The organism is Cohaesibacter gelatinilyticus (genome assembly GCF_900215605.1).
In the GTDB taxonomy this organism is placed as follows: domain Bacteria; phylum Pseudomonadota; class Alphaproteobacteria; order Rhizobiales; family Cohaesibacteraceae; genus Cohaesibacter; species Cohaesibacter gelatinilyticus.
Map to the genome: position 1 here is coordinate 758421 of NZ_OBEL01000002.1, position 6353 is coordinate 764773.

Sequence of the window (6353 nt, forward strand, 5' to 3'; positions counted from 1 at the left end):
TTATCGCACGGCTTACGGTGACGCGAAGAAAGCGGGGTATTTCAAGTAATGGCTATCGTCCCGAACTATAAAAGATCGGCCCGTCTCACACCGCGCTATCAGCGCAATATCGAGGTCTCGGCCAGCGCCGAGCATATGGGTGCAGCCATTGGCCGGGGGCTGAGCGGCCTTGGTCAGGGCATCGGCACAGCAGGCAAGGCCCTGCATGCAGCAGCAAGGCTGGACAATGCCAAAGCCCAGGCAAAAGAGCGGCAGCAGCAAGACCAGATGGCCGAGCGCGAGAGGCAAACCCGCGTCAAAAATCAACTCAGCGAAAGCATGGAGAAAAACCGCGCCGATGTTCAAAAGATTGCACAAGGTCCAGAAGCCTATGCCGATGATCCGGATCTGAAAGACTTCGGCTCTACTGTCGATGATGTTCGCCGTGTGGAAGGCTTTCTGAAGACCGCGCCCAAGGGCGAAGCAGATAACATCAGGCCGGGTATGGAGGCCATTCAGGTCAATGCCTCCAACCGTGCCAACCAGCTTTTGCAAGAGCAGACCCTAAAGAAAGGTCAGCAGGCGGATCAGCGATATCTCGATAATTTTGTTCAAGAGGCCGTAACAGATCGCAATGATCCTGTTGCCGTGGAAAAATACCGGCTGGCAGGCCTTGCCAATATAAGCGCCAGCGCCGAGCGGGACGGACTGGATGAAGGTGAGGCTGCAGTCCTTGCCCATGCCTATTCTTCAAAGCTGGACAAGGATGTGGTGCTGGCAAAGCTGGAAGATGACCCGGTCCTTGCCCTTGATGATTATGACCAGCTGCGCCCACGCCTGATCGAGACAGACCGACAGGAGCTGGATCGAACCTTTTCCTTCGTTCGCAAGGATGAAGAGGTCAAAAGCCAGATATCCGGCATTCTCTCCTTAAGGCGTCATGAAGCAGCCTTGTCCGCTGCCCGGCAAACCTCAATTCCATCGACAACGCCACCAACACTATCGGAGGGGCAGCAAACCAGCGCGCCAGCGGGTGAGAGTGATCAGCCATCAGGCCGTTCCGTCCCCCTCACTTACCTCAATCTGGCCAGCCCAAGTGCAGATCGAAGGCTGGATCAGGAGCTGACACCGACCTTTGCCACCAATCTCGATGCCCTGATGGAAGATGCGCAGCAGCATATCGGCACCGGACTGGAGATACTCCCTTATCAGGATCATGCTTCCATCACGCCCGGTGGGGAGAGTGATTATTGGAGTGCGCAGCAAGGTCAGAACAAGGTCCTCATCCGCTATCAAGGGCAGAGCCTTTCCAAGGCACCCAGCAAAGTACAGGACTGGTTGGCGGACAATAGCGCCGCTTACGGTCTCTTCATGCCGGTCGGTTCCCCTTTTGCAGGCGAGTCATCACCAGAGACCAGCATTGCTGACGGCTTTGATACATTGCTTGTCGCCTCTCTCGACAGTCCATCTTCCCGCGCCCTTGGGCCATCTGCAAAGCAGATGGAAGAAGCCATTGCAGCCATCGACAATCCGGATCTGCAGGAAGCGGCCCGTGCAAACCTGCAGATCGAGCTGGACCGGCAAGGTAAACAGGACAAGGCCGGTCAATTGAATGCCGCACGCGAGCTCTGGGCCGCCATTGACGATGGGAATACCAACGAGGGGGAACAATACCCCATAGGATGCTTTTCACTTGTTTGCTGACAAGGCAGCTTTCGATGGACAATGCCGGGGCATTTTCCGAGAAAGATAACGCTGCTCAGCGAGCAAGCGAAAAGCACCGAAGGCCGGATTTTCTGGCTTTGTGGACTACGTCGCCGCTGCCTTGTGGTCAACCAGACCACGACGACACCAGCTCCTTGCCACAAAACCCGAAAAGTCCGGTCATAAGGGGCATTCTTTCCCCTCGTTGGTATTAAAGCCTTGACGATATACCGATCAGCATCCGCGTAGCAGCAGGCAGCGCCACCCTTGCTGATGCGACCGATTTTATCCGCACGCGTGAGGGCGGCAAGATCATCCGAACGGATGCAGTTACCCTGTCGGAACTCAACCGCATGATGGCGCTCAATCCCGATCGCTTCAGCGGGCAGGATCTTGATGCCTATCGCAACCAGATAAGCCGCAATGATCTCAAAGAGCTGAAACAACACCAGACTGATCTTCTGCAACAGGACAGTCAGGCCCTGAAAAGAACCGAGATCTACAAAGCCACCTTCGAGCAGGCCGATCAGCTATTGCAGCAATTGGGCCGCTCCAGCACCGGCCCCGATGGGGAAAGTGACCCGGAAGCAGCCAGGCTGAACGCTCAGTTCTTCGTCAATCTCAAAGCCCGCATTGATTACGAATTGGACCGGGATGAAGGGCAAGGTCTGAATGGGATCCAGATACATGATCTGATCCAAAAACAACTCCAAACAGACTTCCTCGATCAGGCCATGCAACTGGAAAGACTGGAGCGAGAAGCCCGACACAGACTTGCATCAACATCACTGGACAGAAACGGCTTCGGGATAGAAAGAGCAAAACGCATTCCGGAACAGGAAGATGGTCGTGTCAAGATAGCAGCACTACCACTTGCTGCTCCTCTCGTACTGGGCGGGAGTGCCAAAGGGGCAGCGATTGTATCCGGCGTACTAGGAAGTGCCGCTGCTCTTGGCGCATCTATGGAAAGCCTGATTTTCGGCTCCGACACATCTGCAAACAAACCCATTGATGAAGCAATTGATATCGACGGGTTTGGTCAGCTTCATGTGAGTGGAATATCAGGGTTCCGAAAGCGCACCTTGACAATTACTTCGCCGGGGGAAGATCCGGTCACCTTGACAGGCGAGATAACTGGCAACCCCAACGCGGATCTTGCAGGCTCAGAATTCTCCATAACCGAAGGCACCATCGGCAATCGTGCCATGACATCAGATGACTTGCGCTTTTATGCTGATGTTTTGCGGGCAAACAAAGTCAAAACGGTCCTTAATGAGAGCAATGTCAATGGTGCGATAGGAACGCTAGGTAGCCAGAGTGAAGCAAGCGGCACTAACCACGCAACACTTCACAGCGATGAGCATGGCAGACACCACAACAACCCACCACCCGATCAGCGGATTGAAGGTGAGTTAGATCAAGGACCAGAAGATCCTAAAGATCCTGATGCCAAACTTCCAATCATAGTATATGACCTGAATTATGAGGAAACAAATAAGCACACCGGCATAAAAGCCTATGGAACGAGAACTCCACTTCTTCCGGAAACAGCCCAAAAGGTGTTGAACGAGTCGATATTACACGAAGGAAGGAGATATGGTTATCATGAGGGAACGGGTTTTATTTATCAATTCCATGATGATAATCATGGTGTATGGCATGGATTTCCAGTTCCTGGAAATAAGACACCTAATAAAGTACTGACTGAGATGCGAAGGCAGGGTCGATTTTCAAAAGCCAAATTTAACAAACTAAAAGGCGAAAGTAAAATCAAAGTGCCACATAATAAGCAGTGAGAAAAAATAGATGTATATTTTCAAATTTAATATTAAGCCAGCGATTGAGTTTGATCCCACGGGAAAACTGGGTCTAAATTTCTTGACCATAGGCCTTGCTCATAAAGAGACCAACGAGCAGATAGATATAGTCCGGACTGTTCTTGAAAATAAGGAAGAGCTGGATTGGTTTGAAAAAAATGAAGAGGCAATCCGAAATGAGAAGTGCCCGGCCAAGGCTGAACGCACCTCTTCAGTTGCTGAAAGAATGCATGAAGCTTATGAAGCACTGGACGTCGATAGTTGGACGGAGGAAAAACTGGACGGAATGCTAGGAGAGCTGTATGAGTTTCGATCTCACCATGAGCTTTGGTTCGCGTTCCCCGGGCAGGATCTGCCAAATATATTCTTCGCTGCGAATGATAATGGCCATGAAATATCCTGCCACGATGATGATCTAACTTTCGCTTACGACGTGGACATAAGCAGCTTATTCGACGAAGCAAAGAGGGTTAAGAAGTTTGTCTAGAACGAGGCTGCCCCAACTTCGGGAAAACATGTTCTGACGACCGCGATCTGATTGACTGTAAACTTCATAATTCTCCTAAAACCGGACGGCCTGCGTTGTCCGGTTTTAGCGTTTTGGTCTCGCGCTAAGCTCATTCGCTTAGCTCTGGCGCGCCCTTTCTTGCGTGATTGGCTTCTGGCTTTGCATGCGCATCGATCACGAACTGGTCAAGGGCAGCTTTGATGCCCCGGAACCGGGCTTGCTGCAAAGCCTGATCCAAAAACAACTGGCAGCAGACCTGCAAGCCTTGCAGGACGTCAGCATCTCCGTCTCGACCAGTGGAGCAATTGTTGGAGCACTTCCGGCAAGCATAGGAGCAGGAGCGGTAGCAAGTGATGGTGTCGGCTCGTTGGCTAACGGAATACGGGCGGCGGCATCAGCTGGTGCGACGGCAATAACCGCGACTGTCGGGGCGATTGCTTCTGGGATCTTGCTTGCCACAACAACTGCAGCAGGTGGTGGCAAAATAGACGAGAGCCGCGATCTTGAGGACGGTGGTAACATTAGGGTTACCGGCTGGGAAGATGAGAGAGAGCGAACCCTGACCTTTACCGATGCCTCCGGTCAAGCCTTCACATTGACCGGAGAGCTGGGTGAAGGCAATAGGATGTTGCTTTCGGAAGGGTCAATTGCTGGCAACCCTCTTGGAGAACATGATCTTGATCGAATTGCCGATATTCTGACTGTTTCCGGCGGTATGGAGGTGCTGCATAACAAAAAAAGGGAAAATCGGAGAAATAAGAATGATTTGCATAATCATGGAGAGAATAACAACAAGGATCCGAACAATCCCAACGGCTCGGAGAACCCGCCGCCTTTTAAAAAAGGACAATACCACCTCGATGAGTTTAAGAAAGATATATACCAAAAGAATTTTAAACATAATTCGGAAACAAAACCTCCAAATCATCTGAAAGGTCGTGCTCTTAAGAACTTCTACACGAACCAAAAGAATTTTGTTTCTAAGGAACCGGTTGCTCCCAAGAATGCATGGTCGAAGTCATTTCAATCCAGCGGAAACAGGCGTGTGGGCTATGATGCCGTAAATGATGAAGTGGTTGTCTTCCACAAGCACACTTTGTCAAACGGGGTTCGAAAGTGGCATAGCTTTTCCATTAGACCTGAACATTTGAAATCTTTGCAGGCTGCTGAGAAAAACTTCCTTAGACCATTACTCAAAACTTCAAAAGTATTTAAAAAAGTGAAACTTTGATCGTTAGCATCAGGAAAGAAAAGACGATGTCAAAAAATAGATATCACAAATATGGCGATGGTGAGAATGACGAGGAGCCAATATTAAAGGCTGATGCTAGTTTAGCGGATACGCTTGACTGGGGCGAATATCATAAAGACCACCCAGTATTTCAAATCCAGCTTGCATGGAACTTCGACGATATGGATCTGGTTGAGGAAATCCTTGCAGGATATGTTAATACCAATGATCCCTTCGTTCTTGGGCTTTGCGCTGAAGCAGCAGGCCATTTGGCTCGTTTGAATGGGTTTGATGCTGTCGAGTTGCGTGAACATGTTTTGGAGAATGCCCAACGCAAATTTCCAAAGAGCGAGATAGTTGCCAATTCCATTCGATATATGGATGATCTGCGAGAATATTACCTACCAATGTGGAAGCGAATTAAGGCAGAAGAGGAGGAAGATATATCTGGCTCTTCTGAGGCATCTCAATCTGTCGAAGATGATGAGTAACCCGGGGCTAGCTTTGCTCTGTCCCTTCTACAGGCTGGTTTCGTTGGAACCGGGCCGATACAGTTATTTTGTCTTAGCACCTGCTAAAAGCCGCTCCATATAACCGCACATATGTGATCGCCTTAATTAACAAAATAATCTCAAAGCTAAAGTAAAACAGAGCTTCCTAAAGCATAAGAAAGCTTCCACCATGTCAGTATTCATAGTCCTGCACACTAATATCCAAGGTCAAGAATTGGATAAACGTCTGAAGGATATTCGCGCCCGATACGCAGATACACTAGATTTAGCCGTTTCATTTTCCGATACCTTAGAATCAAATGAAAACGATATGTATGTTCTCAAGAGTGCAGGGGTCGATTTCAATTCGGTGAGTAATTGCGTTATTTCAAAACGCAAGGGACAACACCAGTTTCTATTGGAAGATGCAGTAGAGCTATTGAAGAAGGAACTAAGCGACGTTGGCGTCATTGCAATGCTTTTGAATGAAACACTGATGTAACGTTCCCCCGCCTAGAATCCCACTCCTCCCCAAAACCGGACGGCTCAGGCTGTCCGGTTTTGTTTTCGCTTGCTGCAAAGCCTGATCCAAAAACAACTCCAAACAGACTTCCCCGATCAGG

General features: G+C 49.8%; 6 protein-coding genes. All 6 read left to right on the forward strand.

The window, feature by feature from the left end; genetic code table 11:
* The first annotated feature begins 48 nt into the window (after positions 1 to 48).
* The 6 genes from CRO57_RS13810 to CRO57_RS13835 all read left to right on the forward strand — a co-directional run bounded on the left by CRO57_RS13810 (position 49) and on the right by CRO57_RS13835 (position 6232).
* Positions 49 to 1683 (forward strand): hypothetical protein, encoded by a 1635-nt coding sequence (locus CRO57_RS13810; protein WP_097154011.1) that lies wholly within the window; start codon positions 49 to 51, stop codon positions 1681 to 1683.
* A 533-nt stretch (positions 1684 to 2216) separates the two neighbouring features.
* On the forward strand, positions 2217 to 3479 hold the full coding sequence (locus tag CRO57_RS13815) for a hypothetical protein (protein WP_141401250.1): 1263 nt from the start codon (positions 2217 to 2219) through the stop codon (positions 3477 to 3479).
* A gap of 10 nt (positions 3480 to 3489) precedes the next feature.
* On the forward strand, positions 3490 to 3987 hold the full coding sequence (locus CRO57_RS13820) for a hypothetical protein (RefSeq protein ID WP_097154013.1): 498 nt from the start codon (positions 3490 to 3492) through the stop codon (positions 3985 to 3987).
* A gap of 184 nt (positions 3988 to 4171) precedes the next feature.
* The gene (locus CRO57_RS13825) at positions 4172 to 5239 is read left to right on the forward strand and encodes a hypothetical protein (RefSeq protein ID WP_097154014.1); all 1068 of its coding nucleotides are present in this window, start codon (positions 4172 to 4174) and stop codon (positions 5237 to 5239) included.
* A 26-nt stretch (positions 5240 to 5265) separates the two neighbouring features.
* Positions 5266 to 5730 carry a helix-loop-helix domain-containing protein gene (locus CRO57_RS13830; protein WP_097154015.1) on the forward strand — a complete coding sequence of 155 codons (465 nt, stop codon included), beginning with the start codon at positions 5266 to 5268 and terminating at the stop codon, positions 5728 to 5730.
* A gap of 190 nt (positions 5731 to 5920) precedes the next feature.
* The gene (locus CRO57_RS13835; RefSeq protein WP_097154016.1) at positions 5921 to 6232 is read left to right on the forward strand and encodes a hypothetical protein; all 312 of its coding nucleotides are present in this window, start codon (positions 5921 to 5923) and stop codon (positions 6230 to 6232) included.
* The last annotated feature ends 121 nt before the right edge of the window (positions 6233 to 6353 follow it).

Coding starts and splice junctions, on each gene's coding strand:
- CRO57_RS13810 (WP_097154011.1), top strand. CDS start 49: ATGGCTATCGTCCCGAACTATAAAAGATCGGCCCGTCTCACACCGCGC.
- CRO57_RS13820 (WP_097154013.1), top strand. CDS start 3,490: ATGTATATTTTCAAATTTAATATTAAGCCAGCGATTGAGTTTGATCCC.
- CRO57_RS13825 (WP_097154014.1), top strand. CDS start 4,172: ATGCGCATCGATCACGAACTGGTCAAGGGCAGCTTTGATGCCCCGGAA.
- CRO57_RS13830 (WP_097154015.1), top strand. CDS start 5,266: ATGTCAAAAAATAGATATCACAAATATGGCGATGGTGAGAATGACGAG.
- CRO57_RS13835 (WP_097154016.1), top strand. CDS start 5,921: ATGTCAGTATTCATAGTCCTGCACACTAATATCCAAGGTCAAGAATTG.